This window comes from Sphingomonas epibiotica (assembly GCF_039615155.1).
GTDB lineage: Bacteria > Pseudomonadota > Alphaproteobacteria > Sphingomonadales > Sphingomonadaceae > Sphingomonas.
Window position 1 is genome coordinate 97,063 of the sequence record NZ_JBDGHY010000007.1, and the last position, 26,979, is coordinate 124,041.

Below are 26,979 nucleotides of genomic sequence, written 5' to 3' on the forward strand. Positions count from 1 at the left end.
CCACACGTCGCCCTTTAGCGCGCGTCGGTTAGAGGGTAGCGGGGGGAGGTGACCGGAGACAAGGGCCAGCCAAGCGATATCGTGACCCGCATTCGCGCCAAGGCGGCCGAATGCGGTTTCGTCGCGTGCGGCATCGCCCGCGCCGACGCCGCGCCGCGTACCGCCGAACGCTTGCGGCAATGGCTGGACGAGGGTCGGCACGGGTCGATGATCTGGATGGAGGAGCGCAGCGAGCAGCGCGGATCGCCCGTCGCGCTGTGGAGCGAGGTGAAATCGGTGATTGCGCTGGGCATGAGCTATGCCCCCGCCGTCGATCCGCTGGCACTGGCCGGGGAGGGCGATCGCGGCCGTATCTCTGTCTATGCGCAGGGCGGCGATTATCACGATGTTGTCAAGAAGGCGCTGAAGACGCTGGGCCGCTGGCTGGCGCAGGAATCGGGCTGCGACCTGAAGGTCTTCGTCGATACCGCGCCGGTGATGGAAAAGCCGCTGTCCGAAGCCGCGGGGCTGGGGTGGCAGGGCAAGCATACCAATCTGGTCAGTCGCGACCATGGCAGCTGGCTGTTCCTCGGTGCGATCTACACGACGCTCGACCTGATGCCCGATCTGGCGGCGCGCGACCGGTGCGGGTCGTGCGATGCGTGCCAGCGGGCGTGCCCGACCGATGCATTCCCTGCGCCCTACCGGCTGGATGCGCGGCGCTGCATCTCGTACCTGACGATCGAACATGCCGGGCCGATCCCGGAAGAGTTCCGGCCCGGCATCGGCAACCGCATCTATGGTTGCGACGATTGCCTGGCGGTGTGCCCGTGGAACAAGTTCGCTGATGCCGCCGCCGCCAACCGTGCCTTTGCCGGGCGGGCGGAGTTCGCCGCACCGCGGCTGGCCGACCTGATCGCGCTGGACGATGCCGGGTTTCGCGAGGTGTTTCGCGGATCGCCGATCAAGCGGATCGGGCGCAACCGGATGGTGCGCAACGCCCTGATCGCGGCGGGGAATAGCGGGGATGCGGCGCTGGTCGGACCGGTGCGCGCCGCCTGTGCCGATGCCGATGCGGTGGTGCGCGATGCGGCGGAATGGGCGCTGGCGCGGCTCGGCGGGGACGACCGCTGAGTTATGCCGCGCGTGCCGCCCCGGGCGCGTCGAGCCATTCGATGCGGTTCCGCCCGCTGCGCTTGGCCTGGTACATCGCCTCGTCGAGGCGGCGGAGCAGCGCGGCGGTGTCGGTCGGCATGTGGGTGAGGTGACAGGCGCCGATGCTGGCGGTGGCATGGATCGTGGCGCCGTGCCAGTCGACCCGCTGCGCGGCGATCGCATCCCGCACGCGTTCGGCGGCGCGATGGGCGGTGGCGCGGTCGGGGGCGGACAGGAGCAGCGCGAACTCCTCCCCGCCCAACCGTCCGCACAGCGCGTCGGGACCGCACACGCCGCGTAGCGTGTCGGCGACCGCGCGCAGCACCGCATCGCCCGCCGCATGGCCGTGGCGGTCGTTGATCGCCTTGAAATGATCGAGATCGAGCCACAGCAGCGCAAGTCCGCGCCCCGGCGGCAGCCGCCGCAGCAGCCGTTTCTCCAACCGCTGTTCGAACGCGCGCCGGTTGAGCAGGCCCGTCAGCCCGTCATGTTCGGCGGCCTCGCGCAACTGGCGCAGCAGCGCGTTCTGCACCGCCATCACGCTGCTGATCGTCAGCGGCACGAGGACGAGGAACGCGACCGCGATCCGCACCGACAGCACCAGTCGCGGGATGGCCATGTCCTGTCCGATCGCGACCATGCCGAGACCGATGGTGACGAGGCAGCCGGTGCCGAGCAGCATGGTCAGAACGGCGGTGATCGCGACCGGATAGGTAAGCGCGCACAGCAGCAGCGCCGACATCGGGAACATGATGCTGCCCGGTCCGTCAAACTGTACCGCCGCGACGCACGACAGCGCCAGCGCGAGTGCCGGCCACAGCGGCGGTTCGGCGATAGCGGGCGGCTGGGCATCGGGGTGGCGCAGCGTCAGCAGGACCGGCAGGACGACGAGATAGTTGACCAGCTCGCTCGCCGGCCAGGTCAACATCGTCTGCGCGGCCGATCCGTGGAATTTTACGACGACCAGGACCGCACCGATCAACGCCGCGACCAGACAGCCGGGGATCAAGCCGGCAAGGATCCGCAGCACCGAATGGGCACGTTCGAGCCGCAGGTCGGCGGGGTCGAGCCGCCGCAGCGCGACCGTCGCGGTGAGCGTGCCGGCGGTATTGGCGAGCGCGAAGAACGCGGACAGGTCAAGGTCGCGGTCGAACATCAGATCGGCGGCCAGGAAGCCGACGAACGCGCCCGCCCAGCCCGACGGCCGGAACAGCGATGGTTTCCGCAGCATGATCCCGACCAGCATCGCGTTGGCGGGCCAGAAGGCGACCGAAAAGGCGTGGCGGCTGAACAATCCGATCACCGCCCCGGCCGCCACCACCACCGCGACCAGCAGGAAGCCGCGCAGCATCGCCCCGCCCGCGACGGCGCGGGTCGAAATCGATGGGGGCGGGGCGGAGGGCGACATGGCCGGCGAGGGTAAGGCCGGGGAATGAAGAATCGGTAACGTGGATCAGGTCAGGTCGCTCTCGCGCCGCACCGCGGCCAGTTCGGCGTTGCGTCTCCCCTGAAGATGCGCCCAGTCGCGGAACGTCCAGTCGCCGCCCCAGACCAGCCCCTCGGCCTTGCCCGCAGCACCCAGCGCGCGGAAGAAGATGTGGCATTCGGGTTCGGTCCAGTACCAGCGATCGTCGACCAGATCGGCGGCCCAGGCGGCGGGAAGGCCATCGGGCGTCTGCGCATTGTGGAAACTGAAGCCGACCTGCGTCGCCCCTTCGCGTAGCAACCGCCGCTGGACCGCGACCGATCGCCAGCCATAGACGATGGTCGGCCGCAGGCCGTCGCGCTTCAACGCATCGATCACGCGGACGATGCGGCTGCGGAAGCGCGGGTGAAGGCTGGCGAGCTTGCGCTCCTGCGGCCAGTTGCGACTGTCGCCGTCCCAGATCGCGCCGGCCTTAGCAAGTCGGCCGATGGTCTGCCCACCGGGATCGACGCGGCCATCGGCATCGATGCCGAACCGGTCCTGCGCGGTGCGGATCGCCGCGATCAGGCGCGGCCCGGCAAGGCCGTCGACCGCACCGGGATCGATGCCGATCCGCAGGAGCAGCCACTGAACCGCGCGCACATCCTCCACACGGTTGGTGCCGTCCTCGCCTACGCTCGCCTCGATCATCGCGTCGTTCCCCCCGTTGCCACGAGTCGGGGTGGCAAGTGAACTCCTACATCGCAAGCCGGATCATTTGGGCCGTGCCCGTGCCGCGTCGACCTGTCCGCGCAACGCCAGCGTACGGTCGGCCAGCGCCGGGGCGTTCAGCGCGATCGGTCCGCCCTGTCGATATTGACGGTTGAGCCGGTCGATGATCGCGCTTTGGGCCAGCAGTTCCCGCGCCTCGGCCCGGGTCAGGTCGCCGCGGCGGCGTGCGTCGCGGATCGAGCGGTTGATATCACCCAGATCGCTGGCGACCAGCGACGTGGCCGATGGGGGCGCCGGCCCCTCGCGCACCGCCGATCGGCCTCCGTCCCAAATTTGTGCGCCAACGGGAGCAGCGAAGAACAGCAACAGGAACGGAAGGGCGGCACGCATCGGCATTCCTCCATCGATGCCCGATCCTAACCGGGGTGCGGCATCCATGCATCCGGCTTTTCCAACCGCGTCGCATGGAGTAACGCAGCCGCCCATGATCCGTCCCGCGCTCTCCGTCGTCGTCCCCTGCTATAACGAGGCCGCCTGTCTCGATACGCTCCATGCCCGCATCTCGGCAGCGGCGCGGGCGGTGGTCGGCGACGATCATGAGATCGTGCTGGTCAATGACGGATCGCGCGACCAGAGCTGGGCGGTCATGGAACGGCTCGCCGCCGCCGATCCGCGGTTGGTCGCGATCAACCTGTCGCGCAATCACGGGCACCAGCTGGCGCTGACCGCCGGGCTGGACCTGTGCGCGGGCGAACGCATCCTCATCATCGATGCCGATCTGCAGGACCCGCCCGAACTGCTCGGGCCGATGCTGGAGACGATGGCGGCCGAGGGCGCCGACGTGGTCTATGCCGTGCGGCGTCGGCGCGAGGGCGAGACCTTCTTCAAGAAACTGACCGCCGCCGGATTCTATCGCGTGCTCGACCGGGTGACCGATACGCCGATCCCGCTCGACACCGGCGATTTCCGGTTGATGACGCGGCGGGCGCTCGATGCGTTCCTGAGCCTGCCCGAACAGGCGCGCTTCATTCGCGGGATGGTGGCGTGGGTCGGGTTCCGGCAGGTGCCGTTTCCCTATGACCGCGACGAACGGCTGGCAGGCGAGAGCAAATATCCGCTGGGCAAGATGATCCGCTTCGCCCTCGATGCGGTCACCGGCTTCTCGACCGCACCGCTGCGCCTTGCCAGCCATATGGGGCTGGTGCTGACCGCGCTGTCGCTGCTGCTGTTCGCCTATATCGCGATTGGCTGGCTGTCGGGTAGTGCGGTGCAGGGCTGGACGTCGACGATGCTGGTCGTCGTGTTCCTCGGCGCGGTGCAGATGTTCGTGCTGGGGATGATCGGCGAGTATCTGGGACGGCTGTATGTCGAGTCCAAGCGGCGGCCGCTGTATCTGGTCGCGGACGTCGCCGGGCCGGTGAAGGGGCGGGCGAGCCTTGGCTACCGGGCAGGGGATCACAACGAGGTTACGGTCGCGCCGGTTTTGCCCGAGCAGCAGTAAGTCGGTTCACGCGAAGGCGCGGAGAGGAAGAGATTTGGTTCGCGCAAAGGCGCAAAGAACGCAAAGGAGTCGCGTTTAGGGCAAGGGGCTTGCCGCGCAAGCGGTCCTGTTTCGGGCAGGATGCATAAAGGGCTTCGCCGGACAGATTCCCGCCGCAGCAACCGCAACCCCTTTGCGCCCTTTGCGCCTTTGCGTGAAATCTACTTTCTTCTCTGCGCCTCCGCGTGAACCCCTTACCGCCCCGAAACCTCACCCAGCAACCACGACCGGATCGCGCTCGCTAGGTTCGGCGGATCGTCGCCCTCGATCCGCACCGCGTCGATCGCCGCGACCAGCGCCGATAGCGGCAGCGAGCGCCGCGTCGCCGCCGCCTCCAGCGCCGCCCAGAAGCCGGGTTCGAGGCTGATCGAGGTCGCGTGACCGGCGATGGTGATCGACCGTTTGACCGGCCCGCGAAAGCCGCCGGGCGGGGCGGTCGGCTTCACGGCGTGTCGAACAGCGACGCCAGTTGCTCGATCATCGTGCCGGCCAACTGCTCGGCATCCATGATCGTGACGGCGCGGGCATACCAGCGAGTCACGTCATGGCCGATGCCGATCGCGACCAGCTCGACCGGCGACTTGCCCTCGATCCACGCGATCACCTGTCGCAGGTGCCGTTCGAGATAGCTGCCCGAATTGACCGACAGCGTCGAATCATCGACCGGCGCGCCGTCGGAGATCACCATCAGCACCTTGCGGTCCTCGGGGCGTGCCAGCAGCCGGCCGTGCGCCCATAACAGCGCCTCGCCGTCGATATTCTCCTTGAGCAGTCCCTCGCGCATCATCAGGCCGAGCGACTTCTTGGCACGGCGCCACGGTTCGTCGGCCTGTTTGTAGACGATGTGGCGGATGTCGTTTAGGCGACCGGGCTGCGGTGGGCGTCCGGCGGCGAGCCACGATTCGCGAGCCTGCCCACCCTTCCACGCGCGCGTCGTGAAGCCCAGAATCTCGACCTTCACTCCGACGCGTTCGAGCGTGCGCGCGAGGATGTCGGCGCTGATCGCGGCGATGCCGATCGGGCGGCCGCGCATCGATCCCGAATTGTCGATCAGCAACGTGACGACGGTGTCGCGGAATTCCGTGTCGCGCTCGATCTTGTAGCTGAGCGACTGCGCCGGATTGATGACCACCCGCGCCAGCCGCGCGGCGTCGAGCAGCCCTTCCTCCTGATCGAAATCCCATGACCGCGACTGTTGCGCCATCAGCCGGCGTTGCAGCCGGTTGGCGAGCTTGGTCACCACCCCCTGCAACTGCACCAGTTGTTGGTCGAGATAGGCGCGCAGCCGTTCGAGTTCGTCGGCTTCGCACAGTTCGGTGGCGGCGATCACCTCGTCATATTTGGTGGTGAAGGCGCGGTATTCGAACTGTGCGTTGAGGTCGGCAAAGGGGCGGTTGGGGCGGACCGGCATCATCCCGCCCTCGTCCTCGCCATCCGCCATGTCGTCGCCCTCGGCGTCGACGTCCTCGCTCACGTCGTCTGACTGGCCGTCTGACTGGTCGTCGCTGCGATCCTCGCCGTGCGCCTCGACCTGACCTTCGCCGCCCTGCTGTTCGCCCTGATCGTCGCCGTCATCCTCAGGGGTCTGTTCGTCCTCCCCTTCGGCATCGTCGCCGCCGTCATCGGCCTGTTCGGGTTCGATCTCGCCCTCGACCAGTTCAAGGTCCTCGAGCAGGCGGGTGATGCTGCGCCCGAACGCGGCCTGATCGGCGACCAGCCCGGCCAGCGTGTCGAGCTGCGCACCGGCGCGTTCCTCGATCCAGTCGGTGATTAGCGCCATGCCCGGCGCGGCGGCGGCGGGCGGGGCACGGCCGGTTAGCCGTTCGCGCACCAGCATCTGCACCGCGGTCGACAACGGTACTTCGGCGCGGGTGCGGGCGCGGGTGATGGGGTCGGACCGCATGCGCATGTTCAACGCATGGTCGAGATTGTCGGCGATGCCGTCATAGCCCGCCGACCCCAGCGCATCAACGCGCGCCTGTTCGACCGCGTCATAGACCGCGCGCGCGACCGCTTCGCCCGGCGCGCTGCGGGCGTGAAGCACGGCATTGTGGTGGCGCATGCGGAGCGCGAAGCCGTCGGCGAGGCCGCGCGCTTCGGCGACCTGATCGGCGGGGAGCGCGCGGGCCGGCATCGGTACCTTGATATGCTTGCCCGACGCGGTGGGTGCGTCGGCGGTGAAGGCCAGTTCGACCTCGGGTTCGTCCGCAATCGCGCGCGACGTGCCGCGCAGGACGTCACGAAACCGGTCGAGCGGGGATTCCTGTGCCATGGGCTGTGCTTTGGGGATTGGGGGCGGGGGAGGCAAGGGGGGAAGTTCCTCCTCGTGCCGGGGAGGATTTTAGATGCGCTCCGCCTTGTTCACCGCGTCAGCGGCGCGGAGGCCGGCGAGCAGCTTCATCAGATGCGCTGCGTCGCGGACTTCGACGTCGATCGTGTTGGTGTGGAAAGTGGTGTCGCGATTGTCGAGCCGGAGTCCGAGGATGTTCGCCTTGTGCCCGCCGATGACCGTCGCCACCGCGCCGAGCGCGCCGGGTTCGTTCTTCAGCGTCACTGCGATGCGTGCGGTCGCCCCCTCGGCATTATTGCCCCAGGTCAGGTCGATCCAGTGATGCGGGTCGATCGCCTCGATCGTCTCGCAACCGATCTCATGCACCTCGAACCGGCCATCGCCGCGGCGGATGCCGATGATGCGGTCGCCCGGCACCGGATGGCAGCAGGTGGCGAGGTCGTAGCCGACGCCGGCGGTCAGCCCCTTGATCTCGATCGGCGCGCGTTGGGCCGGGATCGGTTCGGCCTTCGGGTCGGCGACGGCGCCGGGCATCACCGCTTCCATGACGGCTTCGTCGGTCAGCTTGCCATGCGCCAGACATTCGAACAGCGTCGCTTCGTCGGCGAGTTTCAGCCGCTTCAACCCCTCGGCCAGCGCGTCCGTGCCCGGCGGGACGGGCAGGCGGGCGATCAGTTCCTGATACATACGCTTGCCCAGCGCCACCGTCTCGTCGCGCTCGCGCAGGCGAATGTAACGGCGGATGGCGGCCCGCGCCTTGCCGGTGATCGCGAAGTTCAGCCAATTGGCCTGCGGACGCTGCGCCTTGGATCGCAGAATCTGCACCTGATCGCCGTTCTTGAGTTCGGTGCGCAGCGGAACGACGCCGCCATTGACCTTCGCACCCACCGCCTGATCGCCGAGATCGGTGTGGACGGCATAGGCGAAGTCGATCGGCGTCGCGCCCTTGGGCAACTGGTGCAGCTCGCCCTTTGGCGTGAAGGCGAAGATGCGGTCGGCATACATTGCCATGCGGGTATGTTCGAGCAGTTCCTCGGGACTCTCGGCATTGTCGAGGATCTCGACCAGATCGCGGATCCAGCGCACCTGCGTGTCGGGGCGGACCGCATCCTGCTTGTAGGCCCAGTGCGCCGCCAGCCCGAATTCGGCCTGCGCATGCATCTCGCGCGTGCGGATCTGCACCTCGATCCGCATGTTTTCAGCATGAATGACGCTGGTGTGGAGCGAACGATAGCCGTTGCGCTTGGGCGTCGAGATATAGTCCTTGAACCGGCCCGGCACCATTGGCCAGCGCCGGTGGATGATCCCCAATGCGCGGTAGCATTCCTCCTCGCTGTCGACGATCGCGCGAAAGGCGATGATGTCCGACAGTTGTTCGAGCGTGACATGCCGCTCCGACATCTTCCGCCAGATCGAATAGGGATGCTTGCGCCGGCCCGACACCTCGGCGGCGATGCCGTGGCGGTCGAGCATCGTCTTCAGGTCGCCGCCGATCTTGGCGACGCGATCACCGCCGCCTTCCTCCAATTGTTCGAGGCGGCGGGTAATCGATTCATAGGCTTCGGGTTCGATCTCGCGAAATGCCAGCGTCTGCATCTCGTTCATGAACTCGTACATGCCGATCCGCTCGGCCAGCGGGGCATAGATGTCCATCGTCTCGCGCGCGATCCGCTTGCGCTTCTCGGGCTTCGCGATGTGACGGAGCGTGCGCATGTTGTGCAGCCGGTCGGCCAGCTTCACCAGCAGCACGCGAATGTCGTCCGACATCGCCAGCAGGAACTTGCGCAGATTTTCGGCGGCGCGCTCGTTTTCGGTCTGTGCCTCGATCTTGCTGAGCTTGGTAACGCCCTCGACCAGCCGCGCGACATTCTCGCCGAACTTGGCCTGAATTTCTTCGTGCGTGGCGACGGTGTCCTCGACCGTGTCGTGCAGGATCGCGGTCGCGATCGTCTCGTCATCGAGGTGCAGGTCGGTCAGGATGCCGGCCACCTCGATCGGATGGCTGAAATAAGGGTCGCCCGATGCGCGCTTCTGGCTGCCATGCGCATGCATCGAGAAGACATAGGCGCGGTTGAGCAGCGCCTCGTCCGCATCCGGGTCGTAGGTCTTGACCCTCTCCACCAATTCATACTGCCGCAGCATGGGAACTAGATGGAGCGGGCCGGGCCGGCTTTGCAACCGTTTTCGCGCGGATCAGGCACCTTTGGCGCGGATGTTGCACTTGGCGAGCTGTTCGGGGGCGAAAGCGGTGCCGTTGGCGGTAAAGGTGGTCAGCGGACCAAGCTGGGCAGCGGCAAGCTGGCACATGGTCAGATGGCTGCCCTCGGCACGCGGCGTTGCGCAGCGTTCGGCGGTGCATTTCCACAAGATGCTGCGCGTCAGTAGCGTGTCGCTGGCGGGTGCGGTCGCCGGAACCGCGCTATAGCCACGGTTCGACTGTGCTGCGGCGGCGAAGGGCAGGGTCAGCGCGGCGGCGGTCAGCAGGGCGAACATCTTCATCGACACGGGCTCCTCGAGGCGATCGTACTGGAGCGCCGGCTAATATACATTCATGTAAGTTGCAAGTTGATATGTTTGCTGCGATTGCGAAAAGTCACTATTTCCCTGGTCGTCGCCATGCGCTAGACCCGTAGCGGATGACGACCGCTCTTCGAGAACCGCTGCGCGACCTGGCCAGCCAGTGCAGCCTGCCCGCCGCGCTGGAGGCGATGGGCGAGCGCTGGTCGTTCCTGATCCTGCGCGGCTCGTTCAACGGATTGTCGCATTTCGAGGAGTTCCAATCGGAACTGGGCATAGCGCGCAACATCCTCGCGAACCGGCTGTCGCGGCTGGTCGGGCACGGCATTCTCGAACGCCGCGTGGTCGAGAGCGACCGGCGCAAGATCGAGTATCGGCTGACCGAAAAGGGCTATGCGCTGTTGCCGACGATGGTCGCGCTGCGCCAGTGGGGCGAGCGGTGGGAGACCGGCGTGCCGGCGACGCCGGTGCTGGTCGATGCGCGCGACCATCGCCCGGTGCAGCCGGTCGCGGTGCATAGCCATGACGGGCGCGTGCTGGGCAAGGGTGACCTGATCTGGTCGCTGCCCGAGGACGTGGCGGGCTGCTGACGGTCTGACCGGCGAGCGCACCCGCCGGCCAGTCTCTTGGTTACATCGCCCGCAACATCTCGATATGATGCTGCACGACCGGAGCGGTGGCGACGGCGACGGCCTTTAGCGGGGCGGTGGTACCGCTTTGGGCATAGCCGCTGTGCAGCGCCAGCGCCTGCTGATGCGCGGTTCGTTGCTGCGTCACATAGGTGCGATCGCGTTCGGCGCCGGTCTTGGCGCGCAGTTCGGCGACCATCTGTGCCTGCATCGGCTCCAGCTTGGGTGCGGGTACCGGCACGCGGGCGGCGGTCGCCGCCTGCTTCACGTCGGCAGTGCTCTTCTGGTGATCGCGGATCATCATCGTCGCGAATTCGCGGATCTTGGGATCGCGCGTCGATTGCAGCACGAGCTGGCTAGACGTCCGCTCATACAGGTCGCTGGCACCGGCCTTGGCCACATAGGTAGCAGGCGTCTGTGCCAGCGCCGGGCCGGCCGCCAGCACGGACAGGGTCAGGGCGATCATCATCGGTCGGGCCATCGGAACCTCCTCAACGGGATTAGTTGCGATCCAACGCGATCCGTGCGGCAATGGCCGCACGGAAATCATCCTAACTGATTTGAATTAATATGATTTCTACGCGGCGGCTATTGGGGTCGGCGCTTCCGCCACTTCCTCCTCGGGGCGATGGCCCCAACGGACCAGCGACCAGGCGCGTTCGTGGAAATAGAAGAGCAGAATCTTGGTGATGACCTCGGTCCCGGCGATCGCGCCCGCCAGCTTGGCCGACCCCGAAAACAGCATTCCCAGCACGAAGGTATCGATCGACCCGACCGTTCGCCACGACACCGCCTTCACGAAACTGCGCGGATGGCTTTCAAGACCCTTGAACAGGAACATGGCGTCGACTCCGCCCGTGCGGGATGCCGGGCGCCACTGGGTGCGACAGCGCCGCACGGCTGCGTAGCGAGGAAAATATGGGACCGCGCAAGCAACACTTTGTCACAATAGCCGGATGAGCATCAGCAACAGCCCGAACATCGATGCGACCCATACCAGGCTGCGGACATAAGGTACGCCGAACAGATAGAGCGGATGATAGACGATCCGCGCGACGAACCACAGCAGCGCGCCCGTTGCGCCCAGCCCGCCGGTCCGCCCGCTGACGGCAAGCGCGAGTGCCAGCGCGATGAAGGCGGGGTAGCTTTCCTTGAAATTGTCAAGCGCCCGCTGGGCTCTTCCGGCCAGCGCGCCGGTCGGATGTCGGTCGCCGTCGCGCGGGCCGGCATTCCACTTCACACCCAGTTCGCGCGTGGCCAACTGTCCCTGAAGCATCAACGCCACGACCAGCAGTACGACCGACCAGCCGAGCAGGATGAGTTCGAGGGGCAGGGTGGTCATGGGCATGCTCCGTCAAGGGACGGACAATAAAGATTTGGGCAGAGCGGGCGGTTCCGTCCCTGCCTTCGCCATTCCCGCCCAGGCGGGAATGGCGATCGCTGGCGGATCAACCCACGCTGCGTCCCGGCGTATTGACGCCCATCGACTGCAGATATTTCTTCACGTTACGCGCCGCCTGGCGCAGCCGCTGTTCGTTCTCGACCATCGCGATCCGTACATAGCCTTCGCCATTCTCGCCATAGCCGACGCCCGGTGCGACCGCGACCTTGGCCTCGGTCAGCAGCTGCTTGGCGAATTCGAGGCTGCCCAGATGCGCGAGAGCGGGCGGCAGCGGTGCCCACGCGAACATCGATGCGCGCGGGGAGGGAATGTCCCAGCCGGCGCGACCGAAGCTTTCGACCAGCACGTCGCGGCGCTTGTGATACAGCTGCCGGTTCTTCTCGACGATATCCTGCGGACCGTTCAGCGCCGCACAGGCCGCCGCCTGAATCGGGGTGAAGGCGCCGTAATCGAGATACGACTTCACCCGCGTCATCGCCGCGATCAGCTTCTTGTTGCCGACGCCGAACCCCATCCGCCAGCCGGCCATCGAATAGGTCTTGCTGAGCGAAGTGAATTCGATCGCGACGTCCTTCGCGCCCTTCACCTGCAGGATCGACGGCGTCGGGCAGCCGTCATAATAAAGTTCGCTATAGGCGAGGTCGGAGATGATCCACAGCCCATGTTCCTTGGCGAAGGCGACGACGCGTTCGTAGAAGGCGAGGTCGACGACTTCGGCGGTCGGGTTCGACGGATATCCCATCACCAGCACGCTGGGGCGCGGCACGGTGAACGCCATCGCGCGTTCGAGGCTTTCGAAATAATGTTCGTCGGGCGTGGTCGGCACCGCGCGGATCGTCGCGCCGGCGATGATGAAACCGAACATGTGGATCGGGTAGCTGGGATTGGGCGCAAGGATGACGTCGCCCGGCGCGGTGATTGCGGTGGCGAGGCTGGCCAGCCCCTCCTTCGACCCCATCGTCACCACGACCTCGCTGTCGGGGTCGATATCGACGCCGAAGCGGCGGCCGTAATAATTTGCCTGCGCCCGCCGCAGCCCGGGGATGCCGCGCGACTGCGAATAGCCGTGCGCGGAGGGCTTGCGGGCGACCTCGACCAGTTTCTCAATGACATGGTCGGGCGGCGGCAGATCGGGATTGCCCATGCCTAGGTCGATAATGTCCTCGCCACCGGCACGCGCGGCGGCCCGCATCGCGTTCACTTCGGCGATGACATAGGGGGGCAGGCGCTTCATGCGGTAGAATTCGTCGGACATTCTCGTTCCTTTCGTCATCGCCCTTACGCTAGGAAGCAATAAACGGGTAGGCCCGGATACCGTTAGGAGAGGAAAATGACCGACAAGCCGAACGTGCCGCCCGCGACGGCCATGTCGCTGGAAGAGATGCAGCATTGGACGCAGATGCTGGGCCGCGCGCAACAGATGATGCTGGAGCAGGGCATCGACCTGATGGAACGCGCACCCGCCTTGCCCGACCCGACAGGCATGCTGAAGGTCCAGACCGATTTCTGGACCGACACGATGAAGCTGTGGCAGCGCTTCCTCGACCCCGCCAATGCCGAACCGGTCGATGAGTCGCCAGAGCGTGCGCGCGACAAACGGTTCAAGGCCAAGCAATGGCATGACGATCCGTTGTTCGCCTTCATCCGGCAAAGCTATTTCCTCGTCGCCGACCATATGTTGAAGGGCGTCGATGCGCTGGACGGGGTCGATCCGAAGCAGAAGGAGCAGATCCGCTTCGCTACGCGCGGCCTCATCGATGCGATGAGCCCGACCAATTTTCCCGCGACCAACCCGCTGGTGGTCGAGAAGATCATCGAGACGCGCGGCGAGAATCTGCTGAAAGGCCTGCAGAACATGCTGGCCGACATGGCCAAGGGGCAGATGACGCAAAGCGACACCAGCGCATTCGAGCTGGGCCGCAACGTCGCGACGACGCCGGGCAAGGTTATCAAGCGCACGCCGCTGTACGAACTGATCCATTATGCGCCGACGACCAAGAAGGTCGGAGCGATTCCGCTGCTGATCTTTCCGCCGTGGATCAACCGATTCTACATTCTCGACCTGACGCCCGAGAAGAGCTTCATCCGCTGGGCGGTCGAGCAGGGGCTGAGCGTGTTCGTCGTGTCGTGGAAATCGGCCGACGCGTCGATGAAGGACGTGACGTGGGACGATTATGTCGTTCGCGGACAGATCGACGCGATCGACACCGTGCGCGAGGTGCTGGGCGTCGAATCGGTCCATGCCATCGGTTATTGCGTGGCAGGCACGACGCTGGCGGCGACGCTGGCGCTGCTAACGGCCCGGGGCGAGGCGGCGAAGGTCGCGAGCGCCACCTTCTTCACCGCACAGGTCGATTTCGCCGATGCCGGGGAATTGTCGCTGTTCGTCGATGACGATCAACTCGGCCTGATCCGGCAGGTCGGCAAGGACGGCTATCTCGACGGGCGATATATGGCCGCGACCTTTAATCTGCTGCGCGGGCGCGACCTGATCTGGAACTACGTCACCAACAATTATCTGCTCGGCAACGACTATGCGCCGTTCGACCTGCTGCACTGGAATGCCGACGTCACCAACCTGCCGGCGAACTGGCATCTGGGCTATCTGACCGATCTGTATCGCGACAACCGGCTGGCGCAGCCGGGGTCGATGACCGTCGACGGCACCCCGATCGACCTGACTACGGTGAAGACGCCAGCCTATATCCAGGCGGGGCGCGAGGATCACATCGCCCCGCCCGAAAGCGTGTGGAAGGTGACCGAGCATTTCGCCGGCCCCCTGCGCTTCGTCCTTGCCGGGTCGGGGCATATCGCCGGCGTCGTGAACCCGCCTTCGGCCGGCAAATATCAATATTGGACCAACGACCAGCCCGCCGACTCGCTGGCCGCGTTCATCGCCGGCGCGCGCGAGACGAAGGGTAGCTGGTGGCCGGACTGGCGCCGGTGGATCGCCGAGGCGGATGGCGCGACCGTGCCGGCGACGGGGGCGCGCATCCCGGGCAAGGGGGGTGCGGCATCGTTGGGTGACGCGCCCGGCGACTATGTGCGCACCCGCTGAAATCGTTTGAAATTTCAGCGACGTATATTTATGTTGCGCTGCACAATTTTCGCCTTGAAACTGTAGAGATCTGAGCCTAATTGGTGCGTCGCAGCAGTAGCAGATGGAGGATGTCCGAGTGACCATGCGAGGTCCGAAGACCGGCGCGCGCAAGCCCGCCAGTTCCCGTTCCACCCGGTCGGTCGCGGCCGCTCCCGTCGTTTCTGCAGCGCCGGAACCGGTGGTGCCGGCGGTCGAACCGGTCGAGGCGGAGCTTCCGCCCGTACCGTTCGTCGCCGCGGCCAAGCCCGTGCCGGCCGAATTGCCTCTCAAGACCGAAACCGCCGCCGTCGTCATTCCGACGCCGCCCGTCGAACCGGTCGTCGAAGAGGCCAAGACCGTTGCCGAGACCGTCGAGGTCGTGGCCGAGGAAACTGAAAAGGCGGTCGAAACCGTCACCGCTCTAGTCGAGGAAAAGACCATGGACGTCACCAACGAAGCGACCGCCACCGCCCAGAACGCCGCCAGCAAGGCGCAGGCGATGACCACCGAATTCAACGAAAAGGCGAAGGCCGCGTTCGAAAAGGGCGCCAAGGGCTTCGAGGAAATGAACGAGATGGCCAAGGGCAACATCGAGGCGATGGTCGAAGCCAGCCGTATCGCCGCCAAGGGCCTCGAATCGCTCGGTCAGGAAATGGCCGAATATGGCCGCAAGTCGTTCGAGCACGCGACCTCGACCGCCAAGACGCTCGCGACCGTCAAGTCGCCGACTGAGTTCATGAAGCTGCAGTCGGATTTCGTCCGCCAGTCGTTCGACTCGTTCGTCGCCGAAGCGTCGAAGACCACCGAAATGATGATCAAGCTGGCCGGCGACGCCGCACAGCCGATCAGCAACCGCGTCGCGGTTGCCGCCGACAAGGTCAAGGTCACCGCGTAAGCGGTCGGTTAGCCTTTACCGGTTAGGGAAGGGGGCAGTTGCGCGAGCGGCTGCCCCTTTTGTCATTTCCAATTCGGCGCATATGACCACGCACCCTCTTGCCCTGCCGGACACGCATGCCATATTTTGCGGCGACATGTCTCGACAGCCCTGCATCCAGATGGCCGGTGACGACCGCGACCATGACGACGACCGATCGACTGGTCTCGGTGTCGCCACCCAGACCCGCGTCAAGAAACCCACGCCGTACCGCGTGCTGATGCTGAACGACGATTACACGCCGATGGAATTCGTCGTCCTGTGTCTGCAGCGCTTCTTCCGCATGAGCATGGAGGAAGCGACGCGGGTAATGCTGCACGTCCACCAGCGCGGCGTCGGCGTCTGCGGCGTCTTCACCTATGAGGTCGCAGAGACCAAGGTGGCGCAGGTGATGGACTTCGCCCGGCAGAACCAGCACCCGCTGCAGTGTACGCTGGAGAAGGCTTGAGGTGGTGCCTTCGCCCCTGATCAGTTTGTACGGTTAAGTGTCAGGTCGCAGAGCCGAAGATGAATAGCATGGACGACGACCAGCAGCAGGGATGCCGATAGCAGCGTGGCCAGCACCGAACCGTCAGACCCCGGTGTCTGAGGCCGAAGGCGTGCCGTGACTTGGATTGCGCCGAGGACGATTGCTGCCAGCACTGGCGTGAACGCCAATGCGCCTCGGCGCGGCGCGGTCCAGTTCACGCGACCCGATAGCGACCATTGCATCGGCAATCTTGCCGTCGCACGGTGTCGCCGATCGTAGCGGACCGACATGACGATCAGCGTTGCGAGCGTCAGCAGCGTAATGGCAATTTCGGTCATGGGTCATCTCCATCGTCACCCAGTAACCGCAGAATGAGCCCGGCACGCTGGCGAAGCAACCGCCAGCCCAACAATCCTTCCCGTTCACGGGGAGGGGGACCCAGCCGCAGGCTGGTGGAGGGGGAGCGCCGCGTACGGAACCGTGGCGTTTGCCGCGACGCCCCTCCACCATCGCCTTCGGCGACGGTCCCCCTCCCCGTGAACGGGGAGGATTTGCTGGCACCTCTTGCGCGTGTGCTACCACACACTAGAAGCTGGCCCATGGATCGTATTGTCATTCGCGGCGGCAATCGCCTGTCCGGCCGCATCGTCATTTCGGGCGCGAAGAACGCCGCGCTTACCCTGTTGCCCTGTGCGCTGCTGACCGAAGAGCCGCTGACGCTGCGCAACCTGCCGCGCCTCGCCGACGTCGACAGCTTCGGCCATCTGCTCAACCAGTTCGGCGTGTCGACCACGGTCGAGGGATCGCACCCCAGCGAGTTCGGCCGCGTCATGACAATGCGCGGTCAGCGGCTGACGTCGACGGTCGCGCCCTATGACATTGTCCGCAAGATGCGCGCGTCGATCCTCGTGCTCGGCCCGCTGGTCGCGCGCGCGGGCGAGGCGACGGTGTCGCTGCCCGGTGGTTGCGCGATCGGTAACCGCCCGATCGATCTTCACCTCCAGGCCCTCGAAGCGTTGGGTGCCGAGATCGAACTAGCGGCGGGCTATGTGAAGGCGACCGCGCCGGGCGGACGGCTGCCCGGCGGGCGTTATCGCTTCCCGGTCGTCTCGGTCGGCGCGAGCGAGAATGCGGTGATGGCAGCGGTGCTTGCAAAGGGCACCAGCGTCCTCGAAAACGCTGCGCGCGAGCCAGAGATCGTCGATCTGTGCCGCTGCCTCGTCGCGATGGGGGCCAGCATCGATGGCATCGGCAGTGACACGCTGACCATCGAGGGTCGCGAGAAGCTGCACGGCGCGACCTATGCGGTGATGCCAGACCGGATCGAAGCGGGCAGCTATGCCTGTGCCGCCGCGATCACCGGCGGCGCGGTCGAGCTGGCCAATGTCGTGCCCTCCGACATGCGCGCGACGATCGACGCGCTGGTCGAAGCCGGCGTCGCGGTGCGCGAGGAAGCGACGTCGCTGTTCGTCGAGGCGGGCGGCGATATCCGCCCGATCAACCTGTCGACCGCGCCCTATCCGGGCTTCGCCACCGACATGCAGGCGCAGTTCATGGCGCTGCTGACCCGCGCCGACGGGGCGAGCGTGCTGACCGAGACGATCTTCGAAAACCGCTACATGCACGTCCCCGAACTGGCGCGGATGGGGGCGGACATCACCGTCACCGGCCGATCGGCGGTGGTGCGCGGCGTCGCCGGCCTGGTCGGTGCGCCGGTGATGGCGACCGACCTGCGCGCGTCGATGAGCCTCATCATCGCCGGGTTGGCGGCAGAGGGCGAAACCTCGGTCAGCCGCGTCTATCACCTCGACCGCGGCTATGAGCGGCTGGAGGAAAAGCTGCAGGCGGTCGGTGCCGATATCGAACGGCTCGGCGACGGCTGAGCTTTGCGTCGCTCGCCGCTTGAACAAGCCCTTATTGTCTGACTATACCCCTCCCGACGAACCGGACGCGGCGCGATAGTCCGCCGGTGATATTGGGAGGGTGACGATGAAAAAGGCGTTTCTGGTCAGCACGTTGGCCATGACAACGATGTTGTGCGGCGGGGCGGCCAATGCGGCGACGGCCAAAAGGTCGAGCTTTGGCAAGCTGCCCGACGGTACCGCGGTCGAAATAGTGACGTTGACCGGCCGCAACGGGGTCAGCGCGAAGATCATGACGTTGGGCGCCACCCTGCAAGCGTTCAACGCGCCTGACCGCAAGGGCAAGGTCGCCGATGTGACGCTCGGCTATGACGATGCCGCCAGCTATATCACCGCCCCGAATTACTGGGGTCAGACCATCGGCCGCTATGCCAATCGCATCGCCGGCGGCAAGTTCACGCTCGACGGCAAGGCGTATCAACTGACGCAGAACGATAAGGCCAATTCGCTGCACGGCGGCACGGTCGGCTTCGACAAGCGCGTGTGGCGGATCGTGTCGGTCAAGGACGGCCCGAGCGCATCAGTGACTATGACGCTGAACAGTCCGAATGGCGATCAGGGCTATCCCGGCACGCTCGACGTGACCGTCACCTATGCGCTCGACGACAAGGGCGCGCTGACCATCGATTTCGATGCGAAGAGCGACGCGCCGACCATCGTCAACCTGACCAACCATGCGCTGTTCGACATGGGCGGCGAGGGCAGCACGCTGGGTACGATGACCCATAAGCTGACCATCCCCGCCAGCCGCTACACGCCGGTCAACGATGCGCTGATCCCGACCGGCGAGCGTCGCCCAGTCGCCGGCACGGTGTTCGATTTCACCCGCGGGCGGATCGTCGGGAAGGACGTCCGCGACGGGCGCGATCCGCAGATCATTGCCGGCCGCGGTTATGACCATAATTTCGTGCTCGACGCCGGCATGACCAAGGAGCCGAAGCTGGCCGCACGCCTCGAAGACCCGGCATCGGGCCGTGTGCTCGAAGTGCTGACCACCGAACCCGGCGTGCAATTCTATTCGGGCAATTTCATCGACGGCACGCTGATCGGCAAGAACCGCCATGTCTATCGCATGGGCGACGGCATTGCGCTCGAACCGCAAAAGTTCCCCGATACGCCGAACCAGCCGGCATTCGGATCGGCGCGGGTCGAACCGGGCAAGCCGTATCATCACCGTATGGTGTACCGGGTATCGGTGGCGCGCTGACTTATCGTAGTTGAAACCGTATCCCCGCCTGCGCGGGGATACGCTCAGGCGCGGCGAGACCTTCCCCTCAATGGGCGTGGGTCAGCCCGCATTCGTCGCCGGTTTCGATCTGCACCGTCGCATGGCCGATGCCGAAATGATGCTCGAGTTCGTCCGACAGCTCGACCAGAAAGCCGTCACCGGGATGGCCGTCGGGGATCACGAGATGCGCGGTCAGCGCGGTTTTAGTCGTGCTCATCGGCCAGATATGCAGGTCATGGACTCGCGCCACGCCGGGCAGGCCGGCCAGCATCGCCTCGACCGCGACCGCATCGATCCCGCGCGGCACCGCTTGTAGCGCGAGCAGCAGCGATTCGCTCAGCAGGCTCCACGTCCCGATGAGGATGATCGCGACCACCACCAGGCTGACGACCGGGTCGATCCAAACGGCGCCGGTCCACAGGATCGCTAGCCCGGCGATCACCACCCCGGCCGAGACCGCCGCATCGGCGGCCATGTGCAGATAGGCGCCGCGGATATTGACGTCGCCATGGCGCCCGCGCGCGAACAGCAAGGCCGTGGCGAGATTGACGACGATCCCAGCGAGTGCGACCCATATTACCGGCAGACCATCGATCGGACGCGGCGACCCCAGTCGCTGGATCGTTTCCAGCAGGATCGCGCCGACCGCGATCAGCAGCACCAGCGCGTTGGCGAGCGCGGCAAGGATCGTCGATGCACCCAACCCATAGGTAAAGCGCTTCGACGCGGGCCGCTTGGCCAGTTCCACCCCGCCCCATGCGATCAGCAGTCCTAGCACGTCGGACAGATTGTGCCCGGCATCGGCGAGCAACGCCATTGAATCGTACCAGAAGCCCGCTGCCCCTTCGATCAGGACGAAGCCAATGTTAAGCAGCGTCCCGATCGCGAACGCACGACCGAAATCGGCGGGAGCATGGCTGTGGCCATGATGCCCATGTCCGTGATGTCCATGCGAATGGTGATCGTGACCGTGGCCATGGTGATGCGCGCCCATGGCCTGCTTCTGACAGGTGCCGGGCACGGTGACCAGATGCGACGCGGTGCAGCAAAAAGAAGGTTAAGCGATCGGTAACCTGGATCGAAAATGGATGCGACGCGCTGACCCGACTGGCACGCGGTCCCATGACCGCCCTTTGGAGCAGCGGTACCGCGAACATGGACGACGAACGATCATCGGCGCGCATATTGATCGTCGACGATGACGCCGCGGTGCATGAATCCTATCGCCTGTCGCTGCGCATCGGCGATGATACCGGGACGCTGGCGGATCTTGCCGCCGATCTGTTCGCCGATGTCGGCGGGCGCGACCCGGACCGCCTGCGCCTGCTCCCGACGCACGTGCATCAGGGGGCGGATGCAGTTGCCGCCGTGGCCGACAGCGTGCGCGACGATAGCCGCTTTGCTGTTGCCTTCGTCGATATCCGCATGCCGCCCGGCATGGACGGGCGCGAGACGGCGGCCAGGATCCGCGCGCTCGACCCCGATCTGCAGATCGTGATCGTCACCGGATATTCGGACGTCGCCGCAGCCGAAATCGCACGCGATGCCGGGCCGCCCGACCGCATCTTCTATCTCGCCAAGCCGCTGACCGCCGAAGAGGTGCAGCAGACCGCACTGGCGCTGTCCCATCGTTGGCTCGCGGATCGCGAACTGGCGGCGACCCGCGCCGCGCTGGCGGCGAAGGTTGCCGAACTGGAGGAACAGGCGCGCGAACTGGCGGCGAACGAAAGCAAGGCCATCCATCTCGCCAACCACGATCCGCTGACCGATGCGCCCAACCGGCTGGCGTTCCTGCGCGTCCTGACCGACAGGTTGCGCGGTACCGACCGGATCGCGATGGCGATGATCGATCTCGACCGGTTCAAGCTCATCAACGACACGCTCGGGCACCTCGTCGGAGACGAACTGATCCGCATCGTCTGCGCGATCCTGATCGAACAGGTCGGCGACGACGGCTTCGTCGCGCGGCTGGGCGGGGACGAGTTCGGCGTCCTGTTGCGCGTCGCCGACGAAGCCGATGCGATGGAGCGATGCGAGCGGCTGGTCCGCGCCTGTTCGACCGATCTGCTGGTGTTCGGCCATCCGGTGCGCGGTGCCGCGTCGATCGGCATGGTGTTGGCGGACGGCACGGGCGGGCGCGATCCGGTCGACGTGATGCGCCGCGCCGACCTTGCGCTGAACGAAGCGAAGCGGGCCGGGCGCGGCGTCGTGCGCCGGTTCGACGACAGCATGGACGAATCGATCCGCTTCCGGCGCGGCATCGAACAGGGGCTGACCCGGGCGATCGCGCAGGGCGAAATGGCGCTGCTGTACCAGCCGATCCTTGCCCGCGACACGCTGGACATCGTCGCGTTCGAGGCGCTGTTGCGATGGAACACCCCCGATTATCGCGACGTCAGCCCGGCAATGTTCGTCGCCGTGGCCGAGGAATCGAACCTGATCCACGAGCTGGGCGACTGGGTGCTGGACGAGGTGCTGGCCATATTGCCGGGCCTACCGCGACAATATGTGTCGGTGAACATTTCCCCGCGTCAGTTCCGTCGGCCGAACTTCGCGTCGTATCTGATCGATCGCGTACGCCGCGCGGGTATCGCGCCCGACCGGTTGCAGATCGAGATTACCGAGACCGCGATCTTCGACAATGCCGAACGCGCCGCTGCCACGCTGCTCGAGCTGCGCGACCGGGGGTTTCGGATCGCGCTCGACGATTTCGGGACCGGCTATTCATCGCTCTACAATATCCGCAAGTTCGCGCTCGACTGTCTAAAGATCGACCGCAGCTTCATCGACGGCATGGGACGCGAGCGCGAGAGCGCGGCGATCGTCCATTCGATCATCCACCTCGCCCGTGCGCTGCGGCTGGAAGTGGTGGCCGAGGGGGTCGAGACCGAGGCACAGGTGCAGGCGCTGCGCGTCGCCGGCTGTTCGCATCTGCAGGGCCATCATTTCGCCCGTCCGCTCGATGGGGCCGCTGCGACAGCGCTGGCGACCGACGGTCTCGACCGCCGCCGGTTGTCGGCGAACCGGTGACCGCGCGATCGTCGGTGGTTCGGCGATTGGGCCTGGTCGCACTTGCCGGCGGCCCGGTGGTGCTGGCGGCGATGGCGCATGCCCGCGATCGCCGGACCGCACGGCGGCTGGCGTGGATCGAGCGGCAGGTGGCGGCGATCGCCGACACCGGGAAATTCAACCTGCTCGATGCTGGGCCGCAGCGCGATACGGTTGCGGCACTTACCAGCGCGCTGAACCGGATGCTCGGTCGGTTGCAGGATCGTACCGGGCAGCTGGAACTCCGGGCGTTCGACCTTGGCCGGGCGGAGAGCCGCACCGCGATGGCGCACAATATCCGCAACGGATTATCGCCGATCAGCGCGATCCTGTCGCACAGCCTCGCCCAGCCGGCAGTCGCCGAACGTGGTCTGATCGAGCGGGCGGTCACCGAGCTCGGGCGTGACGACCTGCCGCCCGATCGCCGGGCAAAGCTGGTCGAATTCGTGCTGGCCGCCGTCGACGCGGTGGCCCGGGCACGGGTCGAGCGGCTGGCGCAGTTCGAAACAGGGCGCAGCGCACTCGCCAATGTACTCGACATCGTCGGCGATTCATCCGCGGGGGAGGGGCCGGTGTGTGAACGTTGCGACGTGACCGACCTGATCGCCCGCAACGCCGCCATCGCCCGCTATGGCGGTGACCGGTCGATCGCCGTCGCCTTCCCGGCACGATCCTGCTGGGTTTCGGCCAACCGGGTGATCCTGAGCCAGGTGATCGGCAACCTGTTCCGTAACGCGGCGGAGGCGATCGCGGCACGGACGGACGCGGCCGGGCAGATCGACGTCACGCTGCTGAGCGAACCGGGCGGGGTGAGCGTGGTCGTCACCGATGACGGCGAGGGCTTCGCGCCCGACGCCGCGGCGCGCCTCTTCCAGCGCGGCTATTCGACGCGGCTTCATCGGTCGGGCGGCCTCGGTCTGCACTGGTGCGCGAACGCGGTGGCGGCGATGGGCGGCCACCTCCGCCTCGAAAGCGACGGGCCGGGCCTCGGCGCCCATGCGATCCTGACGCTACCGGCCGCCGTCTAGACCGGCGATAATCGGCAGAATCCGTGCCGCATCGTCGCGCCGACAGATCAGCAGATCGGGCAGCCAGGTATCCATACAGTTATAGTAGAGGGGCGACCCGTCAATCCGGGACGCATGCAGCCCAGCCGCCAGCGCGACGGCGACCGGTGCGCAGCTATCCCATTCATATTGCCCGCCCGCGTGTAGATAGATGTCCGCTTCGCCGCGGACCACCGCCATCGCCTTGGCGCCGGCCGACCCCATCGGAATGAGTTCGGCATCGATCGCCTCCGCCACCGCCAGCGCCTGTGGCGCGGGGCGGGTGCGGCTGACGACCATGCGCGCACGGCTGGGCCGAGGGGGCACGATCGGCGCGGGGCTGCTCGACAAGGTCATGCCGAGCGCGGGCAATGCCACTGCTCCGGCTTCGGCACGCCCGCCGACCGCCAATGCGACATGCACCGCCCAGTCGTCGCGGCCCTCGGCATATTCGCGTGTGCCGTCCAGCGGATCGACGATCCAGGTCTTCGCGGCGGCACAGCGTGCCTTGTCGTCGGCCGATTCCTCCGACAGCACGAAGGCGTCGGGGCGGGCGGCGCGCAGCCGGTCGAGGATCAGGGCATTCGCCTCCCGATCGCCTCGGTCGCCCAGCGCCTTGCCGGTCTCACGCCCCTCCGCACGAATGGCGAGCAACAGCTTGCCCGCTTCGGCGGCGATCGCGGTAGCGAGCAGCGCGTCGTCGGTCACAATATCGGTGCCCAGATGCCGAGAATATGTTCGACGATGCGTTCCGCCGCGGCCTCGGGCGTCTCTTGCGTGGTGTCGACGCGAATTTCGGGCGCGAGCGGCGGTTCGTACGGGCTGTCGATCCCGGTGAAATTGGCCAGCTTGCCGCTGCGTGCCTTGGCATATAGCCCCTTCACGTCGCGTGCCTCCGCCACCGCCAACGGCGTATCGACGAATACCTCGACGAACTCGCCCGTCGGCAGCATCGACCGCGCCAGATCACGTTCGGCGCGGAAGGGCGAGATGAACGCGGTCAGCACGACCAGTCCGGCATCGGCCATTAGCCTAGCGACCTCGCCCACCCGGCGGACATTCTCGACCCGGTCGGCATCGGTGAAACCCAGGTCGCGGTTGAGGCCGTGGCGGACATTGTCGCCGTCGAGCAGGAAGCTGTGCTTGCCCAGCGCATGCAGCTTCTTCTCGACCAGATTGGCGATGGTCGACTTGCCCGACCCGGACAGGCCCGTGAACCATAGTACACGCGGGGACTGGTTCTTCTGCGCGGCATGCGCCTCGCGGGTGATGTCGATCGACTGCCAGTGGACGTTCTGGCTGCGACGGAGGCAATAGTCGATCATGCCGGCGGCGATGGTGGCGTTGGTGATCTTATCGATGAGGATGAACCCGCCAAGGTCGCGATCGTCGGCATAGGGTTCGAAGGCGATGCCGCGATCGGTGAAGACGTCGGCCACGCCGATATCGTTGAGCGACAACGTCTTGACCGACAATTCGGCCAGCGTGTTGACATCGATGGCATGGCGCGGCGGCTGGACCGTTGCCGACACGGTGCCCGCACCGGTCTTCAGCCAATAAGCGCGACCGGGCAGCAGCGGTTCGCCGTCCATCCACACGATCGTCGCGCGGAACTGATCGGCGACCTGCGGTGGCGCATCGGCGGCGGCGATCACGTCGCCGCGCGAACAGTCGATCTCGTCGGTCAGGGTTAGCGTCACCGACTGTCCGGCGACCGCCTGTTCCAGATCGCCGTCCATCGACACGATGCGCGCGACGCGCGACGTCCTGCCCGATGGCAGCACGCGGACGGCATCGCCCGGGCGGATGGTGCCGCTGGCGATCAGGCCGGCAAAGCCACGGAAGTCGAGATCGGGGCGGTTGACCCATTGCACCGGTAGACGGAACGGCCGCGCGGCCGCCGCCTCGCTGTTCAGTTCGACCGATTCGAGATGCTCGATCAGCGCCGGGCCGGTGTACCACGGCGTGTTGGCGGAGGCGGCGGCGATATTGTCGCCCTTGAACCCCGACAAGGGAATCGCGGTAAAGTCGGCGATGCCGACCGATTCGGCGAAGGCAGCATAGTCGGCGACGATGGCGTCGAACTTCGCCTGATCGTAGCCGACCAGATCCATCTTGTTCACCGCCAGCACGATGTGACGGATGCCGATCAGATGCGCGAGATAGCTGTGCCGCCGCGTCTGGGTCAGCACGCCCTTGCGTGCGTCAATCAGAATCACCGCCAGGTCGGCGGTCGACGCACCGGTGACCATGTTGCGGGTATATTGTTCGTGGCCGGGCGTATCGGCGACGATGAACTTGCGCTTCTCGGTCGCGAAGAAGCGATAGGCGACGTCGATGGTGATGCCCTGTTCGCGCTCGGCGGCGAGGCCGTCGACCAGCAGCGCGAAGTCGATCTCCTGCCCCTGGGTGCCGACCCGCTTCGAATCGCTCTCCAGTGCCGCCAGCTGATCCTCGAAGATCATCTTCGAATCATAGAGCAGTCGGCCGATCAGCGTCGATTTGCCGTCGTCGACCGAACCGCAGGTGATGAAGCGGAGCAGCGACTTGTTCTGATGCTGTGCAAGATAGGCATCGATATCCGCCGCGATCAGCGCATCGGGGGTATAGGCGGGGGAGGTCGCCATCAGAAGTAACCTTCCTGCTTCTTCTTTTCCATGCTGGCCGACCCGGCGTCGCGATCGATCGCACGTCCCTGTCGTTCGGAGGTGGTGGTCAGCAACATTTCCTGGATCACGTCGCTGAGCGTTGCCGCCTCGCTTTCGACCGCGCCGGTCAGCGGGTAGCAGCCAAGCGTACGGAAGCGGATCGATCGTTCGACCGGGACTTCGCCCGGCAACAGGCGGAAGCGGTCGTCATCGACCATCAGCAACATGCCGTCGCGCTCGACGGTGGGCCGGGGGGCGGCGAAATAGAGCGGCACGATCTCGATCCGTTGCGCCAAGATATATTGCCAGATGTCGAGCTCGGTCCAGTTCGACAGCGGGAAGACGCGAATCGATTCGCCCTTCGCTTTCCGTGCGTTATACAGATGCCACAGCTCGGGTCGCTGCGCCTTGGGGTCCCAGCGATGATTGGCCGAGCGGAAGGAGAAGACGCGTTCCTTGGCGCGGCTCTTCTCCTCGTCGCGGCGCGCGCCACCGAAGGCGGCGTCGAAGCCATATTTGTCGAGCGCCTGTTTCAGCCCCTCGGTCTTCCACAGATCGGTGTGCAGGCTGCCATGGTCGAACGGATTGATACCGCGCGCCTGCGCTTCGGGATTGTGGTGGACCAGCAACTCCATGCCGGCGTCCCGCGCGGCCTTGTCACGCAGATCGTACATCGCGCGGAATTTCCACGTCGTGTCGACATGCAGGAGCGGGAAGGGCGGCGGGGCGGGATAGAATGCCTTTTTGGCGAGATGCAGCATCACCGCCGAATCCTTGCCGACCGAGTAGAGCATCACCGGCCGTTCGGCCTCGGCGACCACTTCGCGCAGGATATGGATGCTTTCCGCCTCGAGCCGTTCGAGGTGGGTCAGGCGGCGGATGGTAGGATCGGTCATGGTCCTGTCGCAGGTAGCGACCAGAGACCGAGCGACAAGACAAGGATTCTTGCGAGACCC

General features: G+C 66.0%; 26 protein-coding genes. 10 read left to right on the forward strand and 16 right to left on the reverse strand.

Features of this window, described 5'->3' with window-relative positions:
- Positions 1 to 48: 48 nt before the first annotated feature.
- Positions 49 to 1,113, forward strand: a complete 1,065-nt coding sequence (gene queG / locus AAIO73_RS14700) for a tRNA epoxyqueuosine(34) reductase QueG (protein ID WP_345878953.1) — start codon at positions 49 to 51, stop codon at positions 1,111 to 1,113.
- Position 1,114: 1 nt separating this feature from the next.
- Here queG and AAIO73_RS14705 read toward each other — a convergent pair whose 3' ends face one another.
- The 3 genes from AAIO73_RS14705 to AAIO73_RS14715 all read right to left on the reverse strand — a co-directional run bounded on the left by AAIO73_RS14705 (position 1,115) and on the right by AAIO73_RS14715 (position 3,661).
- Positions 1,115 to 2,542 carry a GGDEF domain-containing protein gene (locus tag AAIO73_RS14705; protein ID WP_345878954.1) on the reverse strand — a complete coding sequence of 476 codons (1,428 nt, stop codon included), beginning with the start codon at positions 2,540 to 2,542 and terminating at the stop codon, positions 1,115 to 1,117.
- Between the two features lie 45 nt (positions 2,543 to 2,587).
- Positions 2,588 to 3,250, reverse strand: coding sequence for a peptidoglycan-binding protein (locus AAIO73_RS14710; protein ID WP_345878955.1), 663 nt, complete (start codon positions 3,248 to 3,250; stop codon positions 2,588 to 2,590).
- A 63-nt stretch (positions 3,251 to 3,313) separates the two neighbouring features.
- Positions 3,314 to 3,661, reverse strand: coding sequence for a hypothetical protein (locus AAIO73_RS14715; RefSeq protein WP_345878956.1), 348 nt, complete (start codon positions 3,659 to 3,661; stop codon positions 3,314 to 3,316).
- A gap of 94 nt (positions 3,662 to 3,755) precedes the next feature.
- Between AAIO73_RS14715 and AAIO73_RS14720 the strand changes: the two genes are divergently transcribed.
- On the forward strand, positions 3,756 to 4,772 hold the full coding sequence (locus tag AAIO73_RS14720) for a glycosyltransferase family 2 protein (protein WP_345878957.1): 1,017 nt from the start codon (positions 3,756 to 3,758) through the stop codon (positions 4,770 to 4,772).
- 233 nt (positions 4,773 to 5,005) lie between these two features.
- Here AAIO73_RS14720 and AAIO73_RS14725 read toward each other — a convergent pair whose 3' ends face one another.
- The 4 genes from AAIO73_RS14725 to AAIO73_RS14740 all read right to left on the reverse strand — a co-directional run bounded on the left by AAIO73_RS14725 (position 5,006) and on the right by AAIO73_RS14740 (position 9,600).
- Positions 5,006 to 5,257, reverse strand: a complete 252-nt coding sequence (locus tag AAIO73_RS14725; protein ID WP_345878958.1) for a ribbon-helix-helix domain-containing protein — start codon at positions 5,255 to 5,257, stop codon at positions 5,006 to 5,008.
- Positions 5,254 to 7,083, reverse strand: coding sequence for a cobaltochelatase subunit CobT (gene cobT / locus AAIO73_RS14730; RefSeq protein ID WP_345878959.1), 1,830 nt, complete (start codon positions 7,081 to 7,083; stop codon positions 5,254 to 5,256). The genes AAIO73_RS14725 and cobT overlap by 4 nt, the downstream gene beginning before the upstream one ends.
- 69 nt (positions 7,084 to 7,152) lie before the next feature.
- A complete protein-coding gene (locus AAIO73_RS14735; protein WP_345878960.1) occupies positions 7,153 to 9,243 on the reverse strand; it encodes a RelA/SpoT family protein in 2,091 nt (696 codons plus the stop codon).
- A 51-nt stretch (positions 9,244 to 9,294) separates the two neighbouring features.
- Positions 9,295 to 9,600, reverse strand: coding sequence for a CC_3452 family protein (locus AAIO73_RS14740; protein ID WP_345878961.1), 306 nt, complete (start codon positions 9,598 to 9,600; stop codon positions 9,295 to 9,297).
- 137 nt (positions 9,601 to 9,737) lie between these two features.
- Here AAIO73_RS14740 and AAIO73_RS14745 point away from each other — a divergent pair, with 137 nt between their 5' ends.
- The gene (locus AAIO73_RS14745; RefSeq protein WP_345878962.1) at positions 9,738 to 10,208 is read left to right on the forward strand and encodes a winged helix-turn-helix transcriptional regulator; all 471 of its coding nucleotides are present in this window, start codon (positions 9,738 to 9,740) and stop codon (positions 10,206 to 10,208) included.
- A 40-nt stretch (positions 10,209 to 10,248) separates the two neighbouring features.
- On the opposite strand, the gene AAIO73_RS14750 is transcribed toward AAIO73_RS14745, so the two are convergent.
- The 4 genes from AAIO73_RS14750 to AAIO73_RS14765 form a co-directional block, all read right to left on the reverse strand.
- Complete coding sequence (locus tag AAIO73_RS14750; RefSeq protein ID WP_345878963.1) at positions 10,249 to 10,728, reverse strand: DUF4142 domain-containing protein; 480 nt, start codon at positions 10,726 to 10,728, stop codon at positions 10,249 to 10,251.
- 96 nt (positions 10,729 to 10,824) lie between these two features.
- Complete coding sequence (locus AAIO73_RS14755; RefSeq protein ID WP_345878964.1) at positions 10,825 to 11,088, reverse strand: DUF2061 domain-containing protein; 264 nt, start codon at positions 11,086 to 11,088, stop codon at positions 10,825 to 10,827.
- Positions 11,089 to 11,190: 102 nt separating this feature from the next.
- Positions 11,191 to 11,589, reverse strand: a complete 399-nt coding sequence (locus AAIO73_RS14760) for an MAPEG family protein (RefSeq protein WP_345878965.1) — start codon at positions 11,587 to 11,589, stop codon at positions 11,191 to 11,193.
- 106 nt (positions 11,590 to 11,695) lie between these two features.
- Entirely contained in the window at positions 11,696 to 12,904 is a 1,209-nt protein-coding gene (locus AAIO73_RS14765; protein ID WP_056459143.1) for an LL-diaminopimelate aminotransferase, read from the reverse strand.
- A 75-nt stretch (positions 12,905 to 12,979) separates the two neighbouring features.
- Between AAIO73_RS14765 and AAIO73_RS14770 the strand changes: the two genes are divergently transcribed.
- The 3 genes from AAIO73_RS14770 to clpS all read left to right on the forward strand — a co-directional run bounded on the left by AAIO73_RS14770 (position 12,980) and on the right by clpS (position 16,110).
- Positions 12,980 to 14,707, forward strand: coding sequence for a PHA/PHB synthase family protein (locus AAIO73_RS14770; protein ID WP_345878966.1), 1,728 nt, complete (start codon positions 12,980 to 12,982; stop codon positions 14,705 to 14,707).
- Positions 14,708 to 14,831: 124 nt separating this feature from the next.
- On the forward strand, positions 14,832 to 15,623 hold the full coding sequence (phaP, locus tag AAIO73_RS14775; protein ID WP_345879155.1) for a phasin family protein: 792 nt from the start codon (positions 14,832 to 14,834) through the stop codon (positions 15,621 to 15,623).
- A 136-nt stretch (positions 15,624 to 15,759) separates the two neighbouring features.
- Positions 15,760 to 16,110, forward strand: coding sequence for an ATP-dependent Clp protease adapter ClpS (gene clpS, locus AAIO73_RS14780; protein ID WP_431311938.1), 351 nt, complete (start codon positions 15,760 to 15,762; stop codon positions 16,108 to 16,110).
- 20 nt (positions 16,111 to 16,130) lie between these two features.
- Here clpS and AAIO73_RS14785 read toward each other — a convergent pair whose 3' ends face one another.
- Positions 16,131 to 16,469, reverse strand: coding sequence for a hypothetical protein (locus tag AAIO73_RS14785; RefSeq protein ID WP_345878967.1), 339 nt, complete (start codon positions 16,467 to 16,469; stop codon positions 16,131 to 16,133).
- Between the two features lie 261 nt (positions 16,470 to 16,730).
- On the opposite strand from AAIO73_RS14785, the gene murA reads away from it, so the two are divergent.
- Both murA and AAIO73_RS14795 read left to right on the forward strand, forming a co-directional pair.
- A complete protein-coding gene (gene murA, locus AAIO73_RS14790; protein WP_345878968.1) occupies positions 16,731 to 18,014 on the forward strand; it encodes a UDP-N-acetylglucosamine 1-carboxyvinyltransferase in 1,284 nt (427 codons plus the stop codon).
- Positions 18,015 to 18,120: 106 nt separating this feature from the next.
- Positions 18,121 to 19,260, forward strand: a complete 1,140-nt coding sequence (locus tag AAIO73_RS14795; RefSeq protein ID WP_345878969.1) for an aldose epimerase family protein — start codon at positions 18,121 to 18,123, stop codon at positions 19,258 to 19,260.
- A 67-nt stretch (positions 19,261 to 19,327) separates the two neighbouring features.
- On the opposite strand, the gene AAIO73_RS14800 is transcribed toward AAIO73_RS14795, so the two are convergent.
- Positions 19,328 to 20,275 carry a cation diffusion facilitator family transporter gene (locus AAIO73_RS14800; protein WP_345879160.1) on the reverse strand — a complete coding sequence of 316 codons (948 nt, stop codon included), beginning with the start codon at positions 20,273 to 20,275 and terminating at the stop codon, positions 19,328 to 19,330.
- Positions 20,276 to 20,403: 128 nt separating this feature from the next.
- Between AAIO73_RS14800 and AAIO73_RS14805 the strand changes: the two genes are divergently transcribed.
- Complete coding sequence (locus AAIO73_RS14805) at positions 20,404 to 22,311, forward strand: putative bifunctional diguanylate cyclase/phosphodiesterase (RefSeq protein ID WP_345878970.1); 1,908 nt, start codon at positions 20,404 to 20,406, stop codon at positions 22,309 to 22,311.
- The gene (locus AAIO73_RS14810; protein ID WP_345878971.1) at positions 22,308 to 23,357 is read left to right on the forward strand and encodes a sensor histidine kinase; all 1,050 of its coding nucleotides are present in this window, start codon (positions 22,308 to 22,310) and stop codon (positions 23,355 to 23,357) included. The genes AAIO73_RS14805 and AAIO73_RS14810 overlap by 4 nt, the downstream gene beginning before the upstream one ends.
- Here the strand turns inward: AAIO73_RS14810 and AAIO73_RS14815 are convergent.
- From AAIO73_RS14815 to cysD, 3 genes are read right to left on the reverse strand one after another with little or no spacing between them, the layout of a single operon-like run.
- Positions 23,340 to 24,086: a 3'(2'),5'-bisphosphate nucleotidase CysQ gene (locus tag AAIO73_RS14815; RefSeq protein WP_345879164.1), complete on the reverse strand. Its 747-nt coding sequence runs from the start codon at positions 24,084 to 24,086 to the stop codon at positions 23,340 to 23,342. The genes AAIO73_RS14810 and AAIO73_RS14815 overlap by 18 nt on opposite strands.
- Entirely contained in the window at positions 24,080 to 26,002 is a 1,923-nt protein-coding gene (cysN, locus tag AAIO73_RS14820; protein WP_345878972.1) for a sulfate adenylyltransferase subunit CysN, read from the reverse strand. The genes AAIO73_RS14815 and cysN overlap by 7 nt, the downstream gene beginning before the upstream one ends.
- A complete protein-coding gene (gene cysD, locus AAIO73_RS14825; protein WP_345878973.1) occupies positions 26,002 to 26,919 on the reverse strand; it encodes a sulfate adenylyltransferase subunit CysD in 918 nt (305 codons plus the stop codon). The genes cysN and cysD overlap by 1 nt, the downstream gene beginning before the upstream one ends.
- Positions 26,920 to 26,979: the final 60 nt, after the last annotated feature.